This window comes from Venatorbacter sp. C2-1 (assembly GCF_022832715.1).
GTDB classification, from domain to species: Bacteria; Pseudomonadota; Gammaproteobacteria; order Pseudomonadales; family Oceanobacteraceae; genus Venatoribacter; species Venatoribacter alkanivorans.
The window spans coordinates 395,273-410,868 of sequence record NZ_CP094879.1; the positions used below are offsets into that span (position 1 = coordinate 395,273).

At 49.5% G+C, this 15,596-nt stretch carries 17 protein-coding genes; 4 read left to right on the plus strand and 13 right to left on the minus strand.

Translation table 11 applies throughout. The features are described 5' to 3' along the window. Positions 1-52: 52 nt before the first annotated feature. From MT343_RS01680 to MT343_RS01690, 3 genes are all read left to right on the plus strand, one after another. Positions 53-916: a YciI family protein gene (locus MT343_RS01680; RefSeq protein WP_145470662.1), complete on the plus strand. Its 864-nt coding sequence runs from the start codon at positions 53-55 to the stop codon at positions 914-916. A 55-nt stretch (positions 917-971) separates the two neighbouring features. Beyond that, entirely contained in the window at positions 972-1,355 is a 384-nt protein-coding gene (locus tag MT343_RS01685; RefSeq protein ID WP_145470663.1) for a YciI family protein, read from the plus strand. Between the two features lie 64 nt (positions 1,356-1,419). Next, complete coding sequence (locus MT343_RS01690) at positions 1,420-1,683, plus strand: hypothetical protein (protein WP_145470665.1); 264 nt, start codon at positions 1,420-1,422, stop codon at positions 1,681-1,683. 77 nt (positions 1,684-1,760) lie between these two features. Here MT343_RS01690 and MT343_RS01695 read toward each other — a convergent pair whose 3' ends face one another. The 6 genes from MT343_RS01695 to MT343_RS01720 form a co-directional block, all read right to left on the minus strand. Next, positions 1,761-3,311: a Dyp-type peroxidase gene (locus MT343_RS01695; protein ID WP_145470666.1), complete on the minus strand. Its 1,551-nt coding sequence runs from the start codon at positions 3,309-3,311 to the stop codon at positions 1,761-1,763. A gap of 56 nt (positions 3,312-3,367) precedes the next feature. Further along, complete coding sequence (locus MT343_RS01700; protein WP_145470668.1) at positions 3,368-3,997, minus strand: hypothetical protein; 630 nt, start codon at positions 3,995-3,997, stop codon at positions 3,368-3,370. Positions 3,998-3,999: 2 nt separating this feature from the next. After that, positions 4,000-4,674 (minus strand): hypothetical protein, encoded by a 675-nt coding sequence (locus MT343_RS01705; RefSeq protein ID WP_145470670.1) that lies wholly within the window; start codon positions 4,672-4,674, stop codon positions 4,000-4,002. 116 nt (positions 4,675-4,790) lie between these two features. Beyond that, the gene (locus MT343_RS01710) at positions 4,791-5,054 is read right to left on the minus strand and encodes a hypothetical protein (protein ID WP_145470672.1); all 264 of its coding nucleotides are present in this window, start codon (positions 5,052-5,054) and stop codon (positions 4,791-4,793) included. Further along, positions 5,051-6,910 carry a Na/Pi cotransporter family protein gene (locus tag MT343_RS01715; protein ID WP_145470674.1) on the minus strand — a complete coding sequence of 620 codons (1,860 nt, stop codon included), beginning with the start codon at positions 6,908-6,910 and terminating at the stop codon, positions 5,051-5,053. The genes MT343_RS01710 and MT343_RS01715 overlap by 4 nt, the downstream gene beginning before the upstream one ends. 921 nt (positions 6,911-7,831) lie before the next feature. Then, positions 7,832-8,734, minus strand: coding sequence for an AraC family transcriptional regulator (locus MT343_RS01720; RefSeq protein WP_222428619.1), 903 nt, complete (start codon positions 8,732-8,734; stop codon positions 7,832-7,834). Between the two features lie 123 nt (positions 8,735-8,857). On the opposite strand from MT343_RS01720, the gene MT343_RS01725 reads away from it, so the two are divergent. Then, positions 8,858-9,997 (plus strand): aminotransferase-like domain-containing protein, encoded by a 1,140-nt coding sequence (locus MT343_RS01725; protein ID WP_145470678.1) that lies wholly within the window; start codon positions 8,858-8,860, stop codon positions 9,995-9,997. 600 nt (positions 9,998-10,597) lie between these two features. Here the strand turns inward: MT343_RS01725 and MT343_RS01730 are convergent. The 7 genes from MT343_RS01730 to MT343_RS01760 all read right to left on the minus strand — a co-directional run bounded on the left by MT343_RS01730 (position 10,598) and on the right by MT343_RS01760 (position 15,509). Next, positions 10,598-11,350, minus strand: a complete 753-nt coding sequence (locus tag MT343_RS01730; RefSeq protein ID WP_145470680.1) for an ImmA/IrrE family metallo-endopeptidase — start codon at positions 11,348-11,350, stop codon at positions 10,598-10,600. After that, complete coding sequence (locus MT343_RS01735; protein WP_145470682.1) at positions 11,334-11,654, minus strand: helix-turn-helix domain-containing protein; 321 nt, start codon at positions 11,652-11,654, stop codon at positions 11,334-11,336. The genes MT343_RS01730 and MT343_RS01735 overlap by 17 nt, the downstream gene beginning before the upstream one ends. A gap of 576 nt (positions 11,655-12,230) precedes the next feature. Further along, positions 12,231-12,629, minus strand: coding sequence for an HNH endonuclease (locus tag MT343_RS01740; protein WP_145470685.1), 399 nt, complete (start codon positions 12,627-12,629; stop codon positions 12,231-12,233). Between the two features lie 128 nt (positions 12,630-12,757). Next, positions 12,758-13,678 carry a zonular occludens toxin domain-containing protein gene (locus MT343_RS01745; RefSeq protein ID WP_145470687.1) on the minus strand — a complete coding sequence of 307 codons (921 nt, stop codon included), beginning with the start codon at positions 13,676-13,678 and terminating at the stop codon, positions 12,758-12,760. Positions 13,679-13,680: 2 nt separating this feature from the next. Further along, on the minus strand, positions 13,681-13,953 hold the full coding sequence (locus tag MT343_RS01750) for a DUF2523 domain-containing protein (protein ID WP_145470688.1): 273 nt from the start codon (positions 13,951-13,953) through the stop codon (positions 13,681-13,683). Next, positions 13,946-15,061, minus strand: a complete 1,116-nt coding sequence (locus tag MT343_RS01755) for a hypothetical protein (protein ID WP_145470690.1) — start codon at positions 15,059-15,061, stop codon at positions 13,946-13,948. Before MT343_RS01755 ends, MT343_RS01750 begins: the two co-directional genes overlap by 8 nt. A 292-nt stretch (positions 15,062-15,353) precedes the next feature. Further along, positions 15,354-15,509 (minus strand): major capsid protein, encoded by a 156-nt coding sequence (locus MT343_RS01760; protein ID WP_145470692.1) that lies wholly within the window; start codon positions 15,507-15,509, stop codon positions 15,354-15,356. Positions 15,510-15,596: the final 87 nt, after the last annotated feature.

The following is a 15,596-nucleotide window of genomic DNA, read 5'->3' on the forward strand; positions in this document are numbered from 1 at the left end:
ACCATTCGATTAGTTAATGCCAACAGGCGTTAACTTATATGGAGAAAGTACTATGCGTTTTATGGTGATCAGAAAGGCGGATGCCGAAACCGAGCAGGGCTGTATGCCGAGCAATGAGCTGATTGCGCAGATGGCAGCCTTTAATAATGAACTGGCCAATGCCGGTGTGCTTATCGATGGGACGGGTCTGCAACCCAGTAAAGAGGGTGCCCGCATCAGTTTCAGCAACGGTCAGGCGCTGGTTACTGATGGCCCCTTTACCGAAACCAAAGAGCTGGTTGCGGGTTTCACCATGATTGAGGTGCAAGATAAAGCCGAAGCCATTGAGTGGATGAAACGCTGGCCGGTACTGGATGGCGGCGGTAATGCTCAGCTGGAACTGCGCCGGTTGTATGAACTGTCGGATTTTGAGCCGGGCAGTGGTATTGCCGACACCCATAAAGTGTTTGAGAAAATCACCCGTCAGCCGCAGAGCTGCGCGACCTATCTGACCTTTGATGGCCGTTGCCGTGAAGCCTTTGAGTTTTATGCTGAGCTGCTGGGCGGCGAAATTAATGTGATGCAGACCTTTGCGGCATTACCGCCGGAAGAAAATAACGCCGATGAACATGGCTGTGCCGGCGTTATCACTGATGCTGACCGCGATAAAATCATGCATGCCTGTCTTACGTACGGTAAGGGCACACTGATGGGCTCTGATGCGATGCCGGGCCAGTATCAGCAACCGCAGGGGTTTTATCAGCAACTGCAGATTGATGATATGCAGCAGGCGATCAGGGTATTTAATGCGTTAAGCGAAGGCGGTAGCGTGCATATGCCATTTGGCGAAACGTTCTGGGCTGAAGGTTTTGGTATGCTGGTCGATGCCTGGGGCATTCCGTGGATGGTTAACAGCGGCTTTAAAGCACCGCAGTAATAGCAGTGGCAATAAAAAAAACGCAATAAGAGCGGAAATAAGAACAGGAGAAAATATGAAATATCTGGCTCTGGTGTATTACCAGGAATCAGCAATGAACCAGATGTCGCAACAGGAATGGGATGCACTTAACCGTGAGTGCATCGCCTGCGTGGGGTCTCTGCAGCAGAGCGGGAATTTCCTCGATGGTGCGCCGCTGGAGCAGTCGCCGTCGGCCACCACCATCCGTGTGCGCGACGATAAACTGCTGGTAACCGACGGCCCTTTTGCCGAAACCAAAGAACAGCTGGCAGGGTATTATCTGCTGGAAGCCAATGACCTGAATCAGGCCATTCAGCTGGCGCAGAAAATTCCGCCGGCCCGTTACGGCAGTGTGGAAATACGGCCGCTGCGGGAATTACAAGAAGAAGGAAACAGTGGCCATAACGCGGTTAATTAATGTCTGATACTCCGTCTGCGTCAGCGACTGAGTTATCAGCACCGTTGCGACCGGAGAACATATTATGGATGAGGTCAGAGCCCGTTACCGGCAGCTGAAGTGGCTGCTGGTAAGTGCCGAGTTGATCTGGCTTGCCTGTTGTTTGCTGCTCAGCCTGATTGTTGACCCTGGCATCTCTGTGCCAGCGATCTGGGCGGCGGTGGGCTTTTTAATCGCACTGGCGGTGGAAGTGATGGCTGGTCGCCTGTGTTGTCCGAAATGCCGGCAACCCCTGGGTTTAAGGGTTTACCGCTGGATTCTGATATTCCGTTGCCGGAACTGCTGTTAAAAAACCGGCGCTAAGCATCCGGAATAAAAAAATGCCGCTGTTAAAGCGGCATGTTTATGACTGCAACAGAGCAAAAATCAGGTCGGATCAATAATCCCCTGCGCGATCATATCCAGCGCGGTAATGCTCGGGATAAAGAAGTAATCGCCGCCACGGGTTTCGACCATACGTGGCAGGTGGGTGCAGAAAAACGGTGCTTTACCGTCTTTCGGATTCACCTGAACAATATGCTTGTCGGTCAGTTTGCCGTTGTTGGCGCCGATTAATACATCGCGGTCGTTACCAAGATGAAAATCGTTGGAGTAATTCACCCACTGCTGCTGCACAAACTCGAACTGACGCTCGAGGCTGGCGCTGATGCACATAAAAATAATGCCCTGTTCGCTGTTGTCGTTGGTCAGCTCATCATGGCCGCCATAAGGCAGTCCGCGGCGCATTAAACGGCGGCGGTCGACCAGTGCACCCGGACGGTCAAAGGCTCCTTTTTCGGTTTCCAGCGAGCCACGGGTATTGGTGCGGCGGATATGAGCACCAATCGGACATTTTGCTCCGTGCTTATCGTCGTTATAGGTAAAATTAATCCACTGTTCTTCCAGAGCTTTTAACTGACCAACAGCGCAGGCATCACCTTCAGCGGCTTTTTTCTGTAATTCTGCCATTTTCCGGTCGAGTTCGGCCTTGGCTTTATCATCCGGTGCCAGCACCAGCGGGGCGCCGTTATCCGGCCAGCGACCGGAAAATTTAGCCATTAATAATTCGCGGCTACCGTCAAAATCTTTGGCCATATTTTCGACATAGTCGTTAAAGGTTTTTACGTTTTCGTGCAGCTTGCGGTACACCATGTAGGTACCGTTGCGTGCCAGCAGGTGCGGTTCCGGTGCCAGCGGGTATTCTTTGGCTTCATCGATATGACCGAGAATAAATTCACCGGTCGCCAGCGGCTCCCACTTACCATCACGGTTCAGTTTACCGCGTCCGGGCAGGCGTTCCGGGTCATGGCCGCAGCCTTCAAAGTAAGGATTGCCGATACCATCGACAAAACCAAAGTGTTCTTTGGGCGTGGCTTTACCGTTTTCAAAAACGGCAGAGGCATCCTGATAAGGCAGCAGGCTGCCGTTCGGGCCTTTATGACCAGGGCGGATGCTGACGCTGCCCTGTACGTTTTGCATCAGCTCTTCGATCTGGGCGAAGCGTTGTTCCACCGCTTCCTGGGTCTGACCGTTAATGGAAACCCAGGCGTGTACGGTGTCACCCTGCCATACCGGGTCCCAGTGCTGTGGGCTGCTTGGGCCGTTGTCACCCAGAATGGCGGCACGGGGTTTCATGCCCATTTTAAATTCCTGCGGAAAACCGTCGAGGGAGCGGCGTGGTAAACCCAGTGCGCACAGACCGTGATAGGTAAAGGCAATATTGGTGGTGGCTGCTGGCTTATCGGATTGATCCGGGTGCTTTTTCTCACTCCAGGGTTCGGCGGTGGTAATCAGCGGAATTAACTGCTGCAGAAAATTGCGGCCACCGGCGTAGTCGTGAAATTCGAGAAAAAAGTATCGCGCCTTGGGAAAACCAAAGCGGCCATAGCCTTTACAGATATTGCCCTGAATATCGTACAGATCGAGAGGTCGGTTCATAATCAGTCCTTGTCGCCAGGCGTGCCGCGCACGCGCTGAATAAATCCCTGGGAAATTCAGTACATGTTTTGCAGACGGGTCTGACCGGGCGCCCAGCTTGGCTGGTCCAGGTCGGCCAGTTTGATTTCTGCCATAAAGTTATTAAAAGCGGTACGCAGTGCTGCGGCATCCTGCCCCTGATGAGCGAGAGCAAATTCGCTGAAAACCTGTTTTACATACAGGGCTTTCAGTTGCTCTTTTAATGACACATCGGTCGAGCCGTTAAAGAACAGCGTCGTAGTGAGCTGACACTTTTTGATATAGGCGATGAAATCATCGGCGTTCTGCACTTTGTCAAAGGCGACGGCATATTGCCACAGGCTGCGCACATCGGCTTCAGCGTTATCCCACATGCCTTTCAGATAGGGTTCCAGCTCACCGTGGAAGTTACTGGTAAATACCAGGTATTTGGATTTCAGGTGATCGCGGGCAACGTCGTTACCCTGCTGAAAAAACACGTCGTTAAGAATAAACAAACGGGCAAAATAGGTATTGGGAATACGGGCAAAAGGACTGCCGGCATCTTCTTCCAGACGCTGAATGCGGCGGCGGGTAATTTTGTCGAATGAGGTCTGTTCGTCATGGACGCCGTTGATCAGCGGACAGAGCGTGGTCAGGCCGTAGGAATTTCCGAAAGTGTTTGCCATGCTCAGGCCTCCTGCTTGCCGGCCACGCGGGCCATCATAAGATTGGCGTGCTGGTGTTCCTGCACCAGTTCGTGCGATGCGCTCATCAGCGGGCTTTCACCCATGCTGCCAAGGTTGTGCTGGTTGCTGGCAAGAAACTGCTGGTAAGCCTGGAAGAATTCTTCATCGCTGAGGCTTGCGGTATTTTTCTGGAAAGTGTTCAGATTGGTGAATAATTTCTGCGCCGTTTTTACATCGTTGGCCGCGGCCAGCGGATAGGCGTTGTAGTAATGGCCGCTCTCTATCTGGTTAAAACGGATGTAGTTATAAAAATCGTGCAGCGGAATGGATTTCGGATATTTGATATTCCAGCGCCAGAACATGTCGAGGCCGGAGGGAATCGCAAAAGAAAAGGAGTCGATGTACTGATCCCAGCTGCCGTTAAAATTACTTTCAAACAGCATGTAGCTGTAGGTCAGTTTTTCTTTCGGCTGGCTTTTGTCTAAGCGTGGAAATGACCAGCGGTTAATAATGGTCCAGCGTGCGTAGTGAATCAGCGACAGGGTCAGTAAACCCTTGAGGAAGTAGGGGAAGGTTTTTACCACCACCCAGAAAATCAGTTTTTGCCAGAGGGCAGTCCACCACCGCAGCGGGGTGAGTACATTCATACCATAGGCTTTGCCGGCGACGTTCGACATAGTGAATTCCTTTTCTGGTGCCAGATAAATCGTGCAGTCATGCAAGCGGCAAAGACTCTAGCGGTTTCTGCGTTGCGGGTAAAGGACGCAGCGGACCTCTTTAGGGCGGGGCGCGGCTAAAGGTTATCGTCTTCGTTATTGTCCAGTTCGCGCAGCATTTCCAGCCCTTTGCGCCGTTGTGTGGCGAGAATGGAAATCTTTTCTTCCAGTTCCGCCCGTTCCAGTTCGCTGTCGCAATTCTGTAACTTAGCTTTCAGTTCATGCTGTTTGTGTTTGAGCTTATTCAGCGCGGCAGCCAGCTCTTTGCGCTGGCGCTGCTGGTGTCTTTGCTGCTGGTTAAACAGCGCATTGAGCTTTTTCACCAGTCGGGAAAATTTCATAAGCCTTGCTCCGGTGGCGGGGTGGCAGTGTCTTCATCACTGCGTTGCTGTTCCAGTTGCTTGTTAATGGCCGACAGGTCGGCGTGTTCCAGTTGCAGACTTTCCGGTGTGTCGCCCTGTGGGCTCTGCTCATCAATAAACAGATAGCGCGCAGCCTGAATCAGCGCGCGGCAGACTTCCTGGCAGTAGCCTTTATCGGTCATCAGTGAGGTGGCCATCTCAGCGCTGATTTTACGGGTGCGGATCAGACCTTCGATCAGACTGTCGGACTGTTCGCGCTCGCGTTCGGTCAGCAGCAGCTGGTGGTCGAGAGCGAGGCGGCTTTCCACCACGTCATCGATCTGGCGTACCTGCTGGATGGCGCGCAGCACGTCGCCGATTTGCTGCCGTAATTGCTGATAGGCCTGCGCCATATCCGGGTTTTCGCTGTGAATATAAAACAGCAGGTTGCGCTGCAGATGTTTGACACCCTTGATAGCCTCAATCAGATAGTGATCGGCGGCACGCAACTCGCGCAGCTGTTCGTCCTGACGACCGCTGGCTTTTTCCCGTGCACTGCTGATAAAGCTGATGATGGCCGAGTAAATTCCCTTCACCTGTTGTTCGTACAGCTGTTGCAGGTTGGTATGAATGGCTGAGTGGCTCTGGTCGCTTAACAGCGCAATAGGCTGCCCTCGGTGAAATTCATCGGCCTGCCAGCCCAGCCCCTGTAGTACCAGATCGGTGGATAACGCGTACAGACGGATGCTTTCGCTGCGGGTTACCGCAACGGCAGCAGAAGGGGATTCCATCGCCGATTGATTCAGATATTGCGGCTGCATACGGCTGGTGGCCCGTTCCGGCACCAGATGCAACAACCAGCCTTGCAGACGTGGCAGCTGCGGCACTATCAGCATGACGCCCAGCAGGTTAAACAGGGTGTGGAACAAGGCCAGCTTCAGTGTGTAGTTATCGGCGCCGATACCCAGCAGCACGCTGAGATGTTCAACCAGCCACAACAGCACCGGCATTAACACCAATGCCACCACACCGGTCAGCAGGTTAAACAGCAAATGTCCGAGAGCAAGCCGCTTGCCTGCCGTATTGGCGCCAAGGCTGCCCAGCACGGCGGTAACCGTGGTGCCGACGTTGGCGCCGATAGCCAGTGCCAGCGCATCCATATACTGCACATGACCGGCCGCCAGCGCGGTCAGGGTTAATACCAGGGTGGCATGGCTGGATTGCATCACCACCGTGGCAATAATGCCGAACAGGGTGAACAGCAGCAGCCCGGCAATGCCCTGTGGGCTGATGGTGCTGAGATCCAGACTGCCCTGCAGCGTGGCAAAGCCATCCTTCATGTAATCAATGCCGAGAAACAGAAACCCCATGCCGGCCAGAATATGGCCGATACCGGCGCGGCTCTGATTGGGCTGAAACAGCAGCATGACGCCAAACACCAGCATTGGCATCGCCAGCTGGGAAAGGTTGATATCAAGGCCAAAACCGGCAATCAGCCAGGCGCCGGTGGTAGTGCCCAGATTTGCACCAAAAATAACGCCCAGTCCGGCACCGAGGTTGATCAGCCCGGCCGACAGAAAGGAGATGCTCAGCACCGATACCAGTGAGCTGGATTGCATCAGGGTGGTGGCGGCCACACCAAAGAGGAGGGCTTTGCCGGTGGTATTGGTGGAGCGCTGCAGGACACGTTCGATCAGGCCGCCACTGAAACTCTGGAAGCCACGTTCCAGTGACAGCATGCCGAACAGGAAGATGGCGACACCGGCAGCAATCTGCTGCAGCTGGGGACTGCTCCACAGGCTGAACGCCAGCAGCAGCATAATGACCGGAAAGAGCATGCGCTTGAGCAATTCCAACGGGGGTAATCCTGTAGTTCCGGGCAGAGCTGTCAGTTAACCCAATGGCCTTTTGTTCAGCAAGGGAAATTGCTGTAGCAGTATCTGCAGACGTTGATCTAAGTCGCTGAAAAAGCAGTTCTTTGTGTGAATAACCTGATCGGAATTTCACCCGGGCAGAGGTTGTTCAGTGAAAGCCTGTTTATTTATGCACAGAATGCTGTGTATAACTAAGGGATAAGCTGGCGATAACTGCCTGCAGCCCGCAACAGGCCAGTAACGCTTTGCCATGGTGCCAGTCCGGTATCGGCCGGTTTACCGGAAACCCTTGAAAATCAAGGCTTTTATGGTGTTTTTTACACAGCCGTCAGGTTTTTCAGAGTAATGCGTTGGCAAGTCATTTTTTTTAATAATCAGCAGAATTAAGAGTTGTTTTTAACAGAAAAACTCTTTATATGGCGATTCTGTTACGGTTTACCCACAGAATCTGTGGATAACTTTGAGTATAAGTTGAAGAAAAATCCCCCTGTCCCCCACGCTTTGTAACACCCGTTTAAATTGTTTAAAAAATAATCAATCTGCAGCCCGATGAAAATCAGAGCGAAGGAAGCGAGGAGGTTGGCTAATACTGCAATATCCAGCTGGATTCGATGGCTGCTTTGTGGGCTTGTGTATTTTATGGAATATAGATTAAAGCTATAAATTATCATTAAGCGAGTGAGAAAGGGTATCAGACTGTTCAGGGACTATTTGTTGCATCTGAGCTTGTGTGGCTCGGATTGAGCGGTAAAGGAGTCAGTTGAAGTAAGAGCGCGCCAGGCTTCGATGGTCGTTTCTCAGGAGAGGAGTTGGTCTGTTTTGCTAAAGAGGCCTTATGCCTTGTGTTTGGCAAATGTCCTGAGTTGCAGCATCAGCCAATGTCGGTTTGATCTATCCACGGCTTTACATCAGTGAAACAGGCAAATTGAAGACCAGCCTGAAGTGAGCATCTTCGGCTAAAAAGTGATTCTTTTCATAGCAGACCAGTGCTGGAGTTGTCTGCATTTTAAAACCTGACTGAGGGAGCCATTCCTCCATAATACGACTCAGATAAGGTAATAAATCGCCATAGCAACCTTCCAGACGAAATGCTGCATGCACGCCTCCCGGAATAACCATGCTGTTCACAACTCCGCTACGAGTGAGCGGCTTTTCAATGCCAATGCATGCAACATAACGGCATTTGGGCAGAGGCACCCAGGCCGGATTGCTGTGGTGGAGTGCGATTTGTTGTGTGCTATCGCGTCCTTCTGATGCCGCCCAGGCCTGTAGTGTCTGCCAGGCCTGGCGAATGTCTCGCCCATAGCCCTGGTGTCTGACATAGGCAACGGGCTGGTTTTCTAGGGTGACAATATCCGGCTGAGGTAATTCCCGACTTTGTACCCGCTGATAGCCGGCTGCAATTTCAGGATCGTTCAGATAAGGCGGTTCGGTACTTTTGCTTCCGGTAGAGCGCCAGGCTCCTGGTGAAACGGAAAACAGTTGCTTAAAGGCATGGCTGAATGAGGATACCGAATGGAAGCCACACTTTTCGGCAATTTCCTGAACGCTGCTGCGGTGCTCAAACATCAGTTGGTTGGCGGCATGCTCCAGCCGTGTGCGGCGGATGTATTGATGAACAGACTCACCGACAACTTGACGAAAAATACGATGAAAGTGCTGCTCGGAATAAGAGGCAACATCAGCCAATGCTTTAGCTGTCAGTTCTGCTGAGATGTCTTTGTGGATAGCGTACAGCGCATTATTTATCCGCGATCGTTGATGATAGTCCAACAGATTCTCTCCCCCGACATCATATATCGACATGTGAAAACGCATGTTTCGACAATAGATGTGCGTTATACCAACAATCTTCAGATTATTTGAGAAGTATATTATCAACACCGTCTTTTATTACTAATAACAGAGTTGATTCAGGCGGAGAGCTATATGCAGACGGCAAAACACGTACAACAACTGCGCTCATCCTATATACGCGAAATTCTCCGGGCGGCCACGGCTGATGGCGTTATATCTTTAGCCGGAGGCCTGCCTGCGGCGGATTTATTTCCCCATGCCTTGCTGCAGGAAGCGATGATTAAGGTGGCAAGTAATAAACAGGTTTTTCAGTATGGCGAGACGCGGGGTTATGCACCGCTGCTGGAGCACCTGAGGGTAACCTGTGATCTGAAGGAATCGCACGGCACGCTGGTGACAACCGGGTCTCAGCAGGGATTAGACCTTATTGCCAGAACGTACATTAATCCAGGGGATCACATTGTTCTGGAAGCTCCGAGTTATCTTGGTGCTTTGCAGGTATTTACCCTGGCACAGGCAAACATCAATACCGTAGTGCAGACGCCAAATGGCCCGGATCTCATGGCGCTGGAACAATTATTTACATCAAGGCCAGTCAAACTGTTTTATGCCGTACCGGATTTTCATAATCCAACCGGCATCAGCTGGTCATTGCAAACTCGCAAAAAGGTAGCAAATCTGTGTCAGGCTTTTAATGTTACGCTGATTGAAGATGCCCCTTACCGGGACCTTAGATTTTCAGGTGAAGATCTTCCCCTCGTATCATCTTTCTGCCCTGAAAATGCCATGGTGTTACGGTCATCATCAAAAATATCAGCGCCGGGTTTGCGGCTTGGTTCTGTAACCGGGCCCGAGGAATGGATTACTCACCTGATAAGGGTTAAACAGACATCTGATCTGCATAGCAGTTTACCGATGCAGGCTGTTTTGCTGGAAGTTTTCACTCACCCTGAATTTGAAGCGCATCTCCGTAATGTTCGAAGCCACTATCGCCAGCGTTATCAAGCGCTGGCACAGGCAATTAATCAGCATCTTCCGCCAGAGGTATCATATGCGGAAGTTGAGGGTGGCATGTTTCTCTGGTTGAGGCTTGCTCAGGGAGATCCAATGGAAATTGCAAAAAATGCTTTAGAGAAAGGCGTAGCCGTTGTGCCTGGAGATGTTTTTTATAGTGCTGATGACATTCAATCTCCGGCCATCAGACTTAATTTTAGCTATTGCAAGCCAGAAGATTTAAACGCAGCAATTCAGCTGTTAGCAAGGGTTGTATAGCTACTCACGATGGAGTGACGTAGATCTTATTATAAGGATATCGTGCACACTAATATGGGCGGCAGTAAATCATTATCAACCAATGGGCTATCAAACCGGCAGTCGTTTTTTATTCGTCCTGTTTGCCTGTTCTCTGTGACTTTCAGAGAGAAGCAGAGGCGATTGAAGTAGAAAAGGAATCGAGCCAGATCAGAAAGAGTGTCACGAATGTGTACCATATGTGTGACAACCTGAAAGGCGGGCATGAAAAAGTTGCGCACTAGCGAGTGCTCTTAGAAAGCGTGGTGCCCAGAGGTGAACAAATCGGCCGGGAACAGATTTGCACAGCCGCAGACTGTCCGCAGGAGTAGAGCCATAGATGGCTCTGATGAATCGAACCTGAGATGACGCCGGATTTCAGGCAATAAAAAAGCCCGCATATTGCTATGCGGGCTCTTTAATATTCGTGGTGCCCAGAGGCGGAATCGAACCACCGACACGGGGATTTTCAATCCCTAAGCAGTATCCTCACTATTCCACAGAATTGCACTTAGCTCCATGAAATCAGTGACGTATCTATGGAATCTCCACACAATGCCGCAATATTCCACAGCTTGGTAGTCAAAATGTAGGCATTCTGGATAGAACCACCAATATGGATTTGTAGGCTGGCATTTCAATAACCGCTTGATGAACAGGAAATTCGAATTCACTCCCCCCCCAGTCTGCTGCAGAAGCATAGCTATTGTTACTGAGATTTATTAGCTGCCCTTTCCTTACGAAAAAATGAGGGAAGTAAGAGTTTCTATAACTCCAAAGCACTTTTTGATTGCTACTGAGCATGATGACTGCAGCTGGTAGATTATGCTTCTCTACGGCTCTACATGCTGTGGCGGTCATGCTAGTTTCGTAGAGGTTATGCAGATCTTGGATAAGTGGAAGTGAAAGCACTTGTTTATGTATTCTTTGTCTTATGTCCTTTCCTGGCATCAAAAGTGTTGCCGCAAAAAGATTGGCTTCTCGCTCAATATCCTGCCCATGAGGAGCTAAATCACCAAAGTTTTGCAGATCATCGATACTGCAGCGTAGTTGTTGCTGATCTTTATGCAGGGAAAAATGGCCCAGCTCATGAGCTATGGTAAAGTTAATCCTTCCTTGTTCTTTAATTGCGTCATTGTAAATGATGGCCTTGAGGTTATTCTCAATGACTAAGCATGCTTGGAAGTCATCGGGAAATACTTCGCTTACGACTTTGATTCCATACTCTTCCGCAATCTCTTTGCAGTTGACAGGGAAGGGCTTAGTTGGATGGGTTGCAATCCAGACGTTAGCAAGCTGGATCGCAAACTTTTTACAATCAGGAGTCTGAGTCATCGTCTTTGGCTCCTTGCCGTAGTACTTTCAGCATTCCTTGCAGCTGTTTCTTTGTCGGATCGCTTAGACTTTTATATTCTCTAAAGAAAACCATGTCTTTATCGTCATGGTCAGCACCTAGCATATATTCAACTGTCGTCCCCAGTTCTTTGGCTAGCTTGTTTACTAGGTCGGCAGATGGCTTTTTGTCATTGTTCTTCTCCAGTTCCCATATGTAACTCTTGGTAGAGTCAACCTTAACAGCCAAGGCTTCAAGGGTTAACCCTTGCTCTGTTCTTAGCTTCTTTAAGCGCTCTGAAAACATTTGGAATTCTCCTTACATTCTACAAAGTTCATTATAGCAAAACTTTATGTAACGCTTAAGTGAAAAAAAAGCTTGATCGTGTTCATTTTGGTAGTATATTGAGTATTGCAGAAGCGAACTTTCTGCAAAATTAACTACTACGAGGTATTTAGCATGGCTAAATCATACAAACCGGGGCAAACAGCTCCCGCATCAGGTCAGTACGCAATTTTAGGACCACGTGGAGGGGACACGGGCAAAGAAAGAACGGTCACCAGAGGTGAGCCTATGCCACCCACCCCGCAATCAGGGCAGACTTATGTATTGGTAGATCCAACAAAGAATGGGAGTGGGAAAATTAAGCGATAGGTAAAATAGGATTTGTATCTTACCTATCGCGGCATGACTACAGGAAACCGCAGATCACGTTGGGGAACGGAATACTGCGGCTTCCCTGTAGGCTTGTCAATGTAGTCAATCAAATCATGCCAATACGTTTTTTGATTACAGAACGGCAAATCAATTGAGATTTTGAATACGTTAGATATGTCGTTGTTTATCATGGGGCGCTACCGCCCCCATACCCCCGGTAGGCGCTCAATCGCCGCGGGGCTGGTCAGCCAGGGCGAGCATCTCATCTGGAGGCGTTAAGGGCTCGGAACTACCGATATCCCTTTCAGTTCGGTATGGCAAGCCGGGGTCGTCATAGTCTGTGAACATCGGAGGCATTGGTCTGGTCGGTGGTCTGACAATCGTTGGATCCGGGCAGGGGCAGCCGCCCCAGTGATTCAGCAGAAGTTCAATCTTGTGCTTGGGTGAAATACCCTGAAGATGAGAATTCATGGATTTGCAGCAGGCAGCCAGGTTGTTGAAGCCTTCGGCTCCGATTGTTGAATTTGGAATGATGTGCTCAATGGAAGCATCTTTCCTCGGCAGTGGTTTACGACAATAGAAGCAAAGACCGCCCTGGCGATGCAGTAAGGTTTCGACTTGCATGTATTATCTCCTTCGGTGGACGTATGTTTTATTCTGGCGGGTATAAATTAATGAGTTTCGCTTGCGAAACTGAGGGCTGATTGCCCTATAGCGTGTCAGACGTGCGCAAGCGCCCGTCTGCCCCGCTATCAGGGCAGAAGTGCCAGTAAATCTCTATCTCTTACCCGATAGTTGAAATCTGCAATGTAAAAGACAATATCCACCCCCTGACGCCTGTAACCGTCAAAGTCCTGGAGTGTGAAATACTGGCCTGACGTTGGATCTTCGAGGAAGACAGTCAGTTGACCGCCACTGCGTTGAAAACCACGATACTGGAGTTCACTATCATTGGTCACAGAGGGTTGTTTACCTGGCTGAGGTTTTGTGACCACTTCGGTTTGTGCAGGAGTCTTGCTCTGTTTTGGTTTGCTGGAATCAATTTTTTCGTTCATTGAATGCCAAAGGCTATAGATGCAATACGAAACGAAAAGAGCTGATCCGGCTGCAAGGCCGATGTATTTCCACGGAAGCCGAAGTTTATGAGTATGGACGGTTGCAGATTTGTAGAACTGAAAAAGCTTTTTATCAAATGGCTTTTGCTTCTTAGCTGCATCTGATGCGGAGTGAGAGGGTTCAGGACTTTCGTTGCAGGTGTTCCACTCTAAGACGGTGCGGCGCTTCATGCCGAATGCGCGGTACATATGCTGATGCAACTCAACCAGTTTACGAATGTTGCGATCAATCAACCCAGGGTGTTGTGTAATCAGAATAATATCCAACCCCTGATGTCGGTGTGTCTCAAAGCGGCTGATGTATTCGGGAACCGCCGACCCGTTGGGGCGTGGACGGAACCATCGCTGACATTCGTCGATAACAATCAGAGCGCCGTCTGGAAGGTCAAACCAGTGCTCAACGTCTTCAAGTTCAAAGCAGCGCAGAGCCTCAGTATCAAGACCGTTGATATTCGAATAAGCCGGTCTGATTTTGTCGGATACTGAGTTCTTATAGAGCAACTCGACGGCTAGTAAGGATTTACCTGAGCCGGGCACTCCAGTAATCAAATGAATCATGATTAAAACCTCATTTGACGCAGTGACATCATCGTAATTCGGGCGGTATATCCGGATACAATGAGATTGATAGCGAGATCGACGTCAGCCAATCCCAATAAAGCGGCAACATCGGCAGGTAAGCCGGTAAACATGTCATGCACCAGCATCACGACCTTGGACAAGATGTAGTCCAATCCCTGAAACGTAACGAAGGATATGCCCAGGGCAAGTAAGATCCTTGCAACTACGTGACCAGCAACCAGAGCTGTGAAATGGAGAAACAGGCTACTCATTGCGAATACCTCCGAAAATAATGGCAATAAAGCTCAATACAGCGCCAAAGCGGATCAAGGGAGAAGCGTAATCCGTAAATAATGAGCAGAGTGTTCCATACTCGAAGGTGAAGGTTTTATCGCCAATCGTGAGAAGATCTTTATCCGCAGGACAGGTCTTTGGTAGCCAGCCAATACCAAAATCAAAATAATCGGACAGATCCACCGTTTCCTCTTCAACGTAATCCATGCCGATCATCGGCTCTGTGGGTTCGGTGTTGTCTGTATCGGTGGGATCAGGATCAATCGGGATTCCAGAAAAATCACCATCTGTAGCAGACTCAGCAACTTCTACAGCTTCAAATATGTCTGCGTAAACACCTGGAACTATCTGAAGCATTTCAGGGTTCTGAAGAGCGATTTCAGTGGCTTGTTCCTCTGATAGTTCTTCATCCGTTGCAGGCTTAACAGGTGCAGTGTCATACCAGTTTTGATAGTGAACTTGGAGTTCTGCGTATTCACCCAGTGAAGGTGAATAAACATACCCGTTCAAGCGGACAACCCCTTGAGGTAAATCGCCGTTATAGGGGGCATCTGGATATTGTGGGTAGGGTTCAAAGGTATACAGCACATACTTGCCAGCCCAGTTTGGGCCTGTTGCACACGGTAGAGGCCCATTGGCGGTGACGACGCCACCTTCATCATTCCAGGGATACGGCTTTTCTACACACTCTGGATAGGTACCGGCGTTGCCTGGCAACACAATTTCACCATCTGAGGTAAGCGTGTAACCGTAGTAAAGCAATGCAGAAGTGAGCGCCGCTGAAGCTGCGCAGGATACGGGGTTCTTAACGCAGGTTTTGACGTAGGTTTTAAGTTTGGCAGAACTGAAACGCGCCTCTTTGAAAACCCTGATGGGGTTTCCGTATTTATCACGAAGATCAAGAACAAGGCTGGCGTTCTTTGTACTGGTATTGATGGATGTTACACCAGCGACTCGTGCTGTTTTACCATCCGTTGTGGGAACTGTATTTGCACCGGGAAACAATGAGGTATCGACAAACCCGAATGCGGTCAGCGAAATAAAATATAAAAGGCAACAAGCATAACCACGATATAAAGAAGCCATTCCATATCAATCCTTTTGTGAGACGCTGGAACACATAAAAGAGAAATTTCTAGTAGCAAATAAAATCGTTATATTTTCATTGCTCACCACTTCTAAGTTAAGTATTGATAATTTTGAAAAACAATAATCAAGACTTATTTATTGCGTATAACGAAAGTATCGTGAAGCATAAAACCAATAAGAGGACAAGTGCCGAATCTAATATTGATTTAAGTTCTAATGGTGTAACGCATTCCATAATCAATCCTTATAGAAAATGGGGCGCGAACGCCCCGATAACCCTGAAAAGGAATTAGCCGATTGCGCGACGAATCCATTTGAAGGCAGCAATACCGACGATGACGCCAAGAATTGCCAGACCAACGGTTTGCACATCACCCAAAGAGCCAGTGATAGTGTCAGTTACTGAGGTCAGATCCAGCGCAGTTGAAGTAGTTGTTTCTTCCATTTTCGTTCTCCTATGAGAGTTAAATTGCTTTTTTGATTTGCACAATTACCCAGGCAGAAGCCCAGAGAAGACCCACCGCTTGAACGA

Bases quoted from the DNA above. Each gene is read 5' to 3' on its own strand.
- MT343_RS01685 (WP_145470663.1), top strand. From the start codon at position 972: ATGAAATATCTGGCTCTGGTGTATTACCAGGAATCAGCAATGAACCAG.
- MT343_RS01745 (WP_145470687.1), bottom strand. From the start codon at position 13,678: ATGATTCATTTGATTACTGGAGTGCCCGGCTCAGGTAAATCCTTACTA.
- MT343_RS01705 (WP_145470670.1), bottom strand. From the start codon at position 4,674: ATGTCGAACGTCGCCGGCAAAGCCTATGGTATGAATGTACTCACCCCG.
- MT343_RS01750 (WP_145470688.1), bottom strand. From the start codon at position 13,953: ATGAGTAGCCTGTTTCTCCATTTCACAGCTCTGGTTGCTGGTCACGTA.
- MT343_RS01695 (WP_145470666.1), bottom strand. From the start codon at position 3,311: ATGAACCGACCTCTCGATCTGTACGATATTCAGGGCAATATCTGTAAA.
- MT343_RS01755 (WP_145470690.1), bottom strand. From the start codon at position 15,061: ATGGCTTCTTTATATCGTGGTTATGCTTGTTGCCTTTTATATTTTATT.
- MT343_RS01720 (WP_222428619.1), bottom strand. From the start codon at position 8,734: ATGTCGATATATGATGTCGGGGGAGAGAATCTGTTGGACTATCATCAA.
- MT343_RS01680 (WP_145470662.1), top strand. From the start codon at position 53: ATGCGTTTTATGGTGATCAGAAAGGCGGATGCCGAAACCGAGCAGGGC.
- MT343_RS01730 (WP_145470680.1), bottom strand. From the start codon at position 11,350: ATGACTCAGACTCCTGATTGTAAAAAGTTTGCGATCCAGCTTGCTAAC.
- MT343_RS01725 (WP_145470678.1), top strand. From the start codon at position 8,858: ATGCAGACGGCAAAACACGTACAACAACTGCGCTCATCCTATATACGC.
- MT343_RS01710 (WP_145470672.1), bottom strand. From the start codon at position 5,054: ATGAAATTTTCCCGACTGGTGAAAAAGCTCAATGCGCTGTTTAACCAG.
- MT343_RS01740 (WP_145470685.1), bottom strand. From the start codon at position 12,629: ATGCAAGTCGAAACCTTACTGCATCGCCAGGGCGGTCTTTGCTTCTAT.
- MT343_RS01735 (WP_145470682.1), bottom strand. From the start codon at position 11,654: ATGTTTTCAGAGCGCTTAAAGAAGCTAAGAACAGAGCAAGGGTTAACC.
- MT343_RS01690 (WP_145470665.1), top strand. From the start codon at position 1,420: ATGGATGAGGTCAGAGCCCGTTACCGGCAGCTGAAGTGGCTGCTGGTA.
- MT343_RS01760 (WP_145470692.1), bottom strand. From the start codon at position 15,509: ATGGAAGAAACAACTACTTCAACTGCGCTGGATCTGACCTCAGTAACT.
- MT343_RS01700 (WP_145470668.1), bottom strand. From the start codon at position 3,997: ATGGCAAACACTTTCGGAAATTCCTACGGCCTGACCACGCTCTGTCCG.